The following is a 3,500-nucleotide window of genomic DNA, read 5'->3' as shown; positions in this document are numbered from 1 at the left end:
TAGCCGACCTGCTGCGCCATGCGCAGCGCCGCCTGCGTGATGCGCGCGCGCAGCGCCTCGGGCAGCGAGGGGCTGGGCGCGATCTCCACCAGCTTCTGGAAGCGCCGCTGCAGCGTGCACTCGCGCTCGCCCAGGCTGGCGACGGCGCGGCCGTCGCCGAGGACCTGGATCTCGATGTGGCGCGCCTGCTTCATCAGCCGCTCCACGTACACGCCCTCGACGCCGAAGGCGGCCTTCGCCTCCGACATGCAGCGCGCGTGCGCCTCGGGCAGGTCCTCGGCGCGCAGCACCGCGCGCATGCCGCGCCCGCCGCCGCCGCCGATGGCCTTGATCATCACGCCGGCGCCGTCCTTCGCCTGCTCGGCGAAGAAGGCCTGCGCCTCCGCCAGCGTCACGGCGCCGGCGCTGCCGGGCATCACCGGCACGTCGCACTGCTGCGCCAAGTCGCGGGCGCGGGCCTTGTCGCCGAAGAGTGCGAGCTGCTCCGACGTGGGCCCGATGAAGACCAGGCCTGCATCGGCGCAGGCCTGCGCGAAGTCGGCGCGTTCGCTGAGGAAGCCGTAGCCCGGGTGCACCGCGTCGCAGCCCTGCGCCTTCGCCACCGCCAGCAGCGCGGGGATGTCGAGGTACGCCGAGGGGCCGGTGCCCTGCAGCGCGACGGCGGTGTCGGCCAGTTGCGCGTGCAGCGCCTGCGCATCGTCCTTCGCGTGGACCGCGACGCTGGCGATGCCCAGGTCCTGCAGCGCGCGCACGAGTCGCACGGCGATCTCGCCGCGGTTGGCGATCAGTACCTTCTTGAACATCAGTCGATATCTTTCAGCATGCGGCGCAGCACCTTGCCTGCGCCTGTGGCCGGCAGCGTATCGATGAACCGGACGTGCTTCGGCGCCTTGTAGGTGGCCATGTTCTCGCGCGACCAGGCGGTGATCTCCTCGGCCGACACCTGCGCGCCCGGCTTCTTCACGATGAAGGCCTTCACCACCTCGCCCTTGTCGGGATCGGGCTGCGCGATCACGGCCGCCTGCGCGACGGCCGGGTGTTTGATGAGGATGGCCTCGACCTCCTCCGGGAACACGCTGTAGCCCGAGACCTTGATCATCTCCTTGAAGCGGCCGGTGAAGGTGAGGTAGCCGTCCTCGTCGAACTTGCCCATGTCGCCGGTGTGCACCCAGCCGTCGCGCAGCGTGGCGGCGGTGGCGTCGGGCTTGTTCCAGTAGCCCTTGAAGACGCCCGGGCTGGTCAGCACGATCTCGCCCAGTTCGCCGGTGGGCAGGTCCCGGCCCGTCTCGGGATCGACGATGCGGATGGTCACGCCCGGCGCCGGGATGCCCTGCGTGCCCCACTTCGCCCGGCCCGCGGGCGTGTAGGTGTCGCAGGTGTGCGTCTCCGACAGGCCGTAGGCCGCCTCCTGCGAGGTGCAGTTCTTCGCGAAGGAGCGCCACTGCGCCGCCAGCGGCTCGGTGAAGGCGATGCCGAAGCTGGTCACCGGGTTCATCTTCAGGCTGGAGAGATCGAAGGCGGCGATGTCCGGCTGCTGCATGCAGGCCACGTTCATCGGCGCGATGCTGTACCACCAGGTGACTTTGTAGCGGTCGATGGCCTGCAGCACCGCGTGCGGGTCGAAGCGGTGCAGCAGCACGCTGGTGGCGCCGGTGATCACCGGCACGTTCACGCCCATCAGCATGCCGGCGATGTGGTACAGCGGCGCGACGGACAGCAGCACGTCGTTCGGCTGCACGCCGTTGCAGTCGGCGGCCACCGTGGTCTTGAACAGGGCGTTGCCGTAGCTGAGCATGGCGCCCTTGGGCAGGCCGGTGGTGCCCGAGGTGTAGGTCATCAGCGCCACGTCGTCCAGCGAGAGTTCGACCGGCGCCGGCTTCGCGTCGCCGCGCATGGCGGCGAGGAAGTCCTCGCAGCCGGCGGGCACGGCGCGCGCCTCCTGCTGCGCGGCGGCGAGTTCGGCGGGCAGGTCCATCGTCGGCTTGGCCGGCAGCAGGTCGGCATAGTGCACCGCGAAGACGTGCGCCAGCGCGCTGCCGGGCTTCACCTTCTCGACCACCGGCACCAGGTTCGAGGCCGCCACGATGACGCGCGCCTTCAGGTCGTTCACCTGGTAGGCGAGCTCGTGCTCCTTGTTCAGCGGGCCGCTCGGGCAGACGATGGCGCCGATCTTCTGGATGCCGTAGTGCGCCACCAGGTACTGCGGGCAGTTGTTGAGGAAGAGCACGACCGGGTCGCCCTTGCCCACGCCCAGCGCCTGCAGCCGCGCGCCGAAGGCGTCGCTCGCGCGGTCCAGCTCGGCCCAGCTCATCGCGCTGCCGTACCAGATGCAGGCGGGGTGGTCGGGGCGCTCGCGCGCGTTGGCGCGCAGGTATTCGTGCAGCGGCTGCTGCGGCCGCGAGGGCAGGGCGGCGGGGGTGGTGCTTGTCTCCATGGTGTCAGCCTGTCAGGGTTATCGATAGCCGTGGATGGCGCGCGGATGCTTGCCGTGGGACCGATGGTGCCCCAACAATCCTACCGATGGGTAGAACATCGGAGACACCGCACAAACCCCCGCACCCTTCGCACCTGCCGCAGGGCACGGGCCGCCAGCGCGCGAGCACGCCCGGCACCGACGTGCAGCGCGAGCGCATCCTGCAGGCGGCGGCGCGCCTGTTCGCGGCGCAGGGCTATGCCAACACGACGATGGCGCAGATCGTGCGCGAGCTGGGCGTGAGCAAGCCTTTCGTCTACTACTACTTCCGCGACAAGCAGGAGATCTTCGAGACGCTGTCGTGGAAGCCGGCGGTCGAGTGCTTTACCGTGCTGGACTTCGCCGACACGGACACGCGCCGCGCCAGCGAGAAGGTGATGCAGGGGCTGGAGCGGCTGATCCGCGCCACCATCGAGAACCAGCCGGTGGCCTTCTTCCCCTACCGCGAGCCGCAGGTCTACCGGCCCGAGTACCTGGCCGCGCAGAAGAAGCTCGCGAACCACTTCTACGACCGGCTGTGCCCGCTGCTGGAACAGGCGCGCCGCGACGGCGACCTCGACTTCAACGACACCCGGATCACCGCGCTGGCGGCCTGCAGCCTGCCGGGCTTTCTCTACAACTGGTACCGGCCGGGCGGGCGCTTCTCGCCCGACGAGGTCGTCGCCGAACTCACGATGCTCGCCTCGCGCGTCATCGGCCTGCGCCGCGCGCCTGCGCGCGGCAAGGGCTGAATCCCGGCCTTTCTTCCATTCCAGCGATTTCGCCTGTTCATCTGCCGCGCCCTGCGCGCGGATGCCGTTCCTTCCCCCTTTCCTTGGAGACCCTCGCCATGACCGTGCCCCGCCGACTCGCCCCGCTCGCCCTCGCCGCCGCCCTCGCGGCCGCGGGCGCCCACGCCCAGGAGGTCTACAAGATCGCCTACATCGATCCGCTCTCCGGCCCCTTCGCCAACGTCGGCGAACTGATGCTCACGCACGTGCAGTACGCGGTGGAGGACGTCAACGCCAAGGGCGGCGCGCTCAAGGGC

At 70.1% G+C, this 3,500-nt stretch carries 3 protein-coding genes and 1 pseudogene; 2 read left to right on the top strand and 2 right to left on the bottom strand.

Annotated elements, in window-relative coordinates; genetic code table 11:
* Together ACIY1X_RS25575 and ACIY1X_RS25570 are read right to left on the bottom strand one after the other, a co-directional pair.
* On the bottom strand, positions 1-803 hold an 803-nt coding region (locus tag ACIY1X_RS25575), incomplete at its 3' end, for a biotin carboxylase N-terminal domain-containing protein (protein ID WP_399686276.1).
* The gene (locus ACIY1X_RS25570; RefSeq protein ID WP_399686273.1) at positions 803-2,434 is read right to left on the bottom strand and encodes an AMP-binding protein; all 1,632 of its coding nucleotides are present in this window, start codon (positions 2,432-2,434) and stop codon (positions 803-805) included. The genes ACIY1X_RS25570 and ACIY1X_RS25575, both read right to left, overlap by 1 nt.
* Positions 2,435-2,520: 86 nt before the next feature.
* On the opposite strand from ACIY1X_RS25570, the gene ACIY1X_RS25565 reads away from it, so the two are divergent.
* Positions 2,521-3,204 carry a TetR/AcrR family transcriptional regulator gene (locus tag ACIY1X_RS25565; RefSeq protein WP_399686270.1) on the top strand — a complete coding sequence of 228 codons (684 nt, stop codon included), beginning with the start codon at positions 2,521-2,523 and terminating at the stop codon, positions 3,202-3,204.
* A gap of 98 nt (positions 3,205-3,302) precedes the next feature.
* Positions 3,303-3,500 (top strand): annotated as a pseudogene (locus ACIY1X_RS25560) (branched-chain amino acid ABC transporter substrate-binding protein); the annotation flags it as partial.

Source organism: Xenophilus sp., assembly GCF_044462705.1.
Taxonomy (GTDB): Bacteria; Pseudomonadota; Gammaproteobacteria; order Burkholderiales; family Burkholderiaceae_C; genus Xenophilus; species Xenophilus azovorans.
Note: the sequence above shows the minus strand (reverse complement) of the source record. Positions and strands in the feature narration are given on the sequence as shown.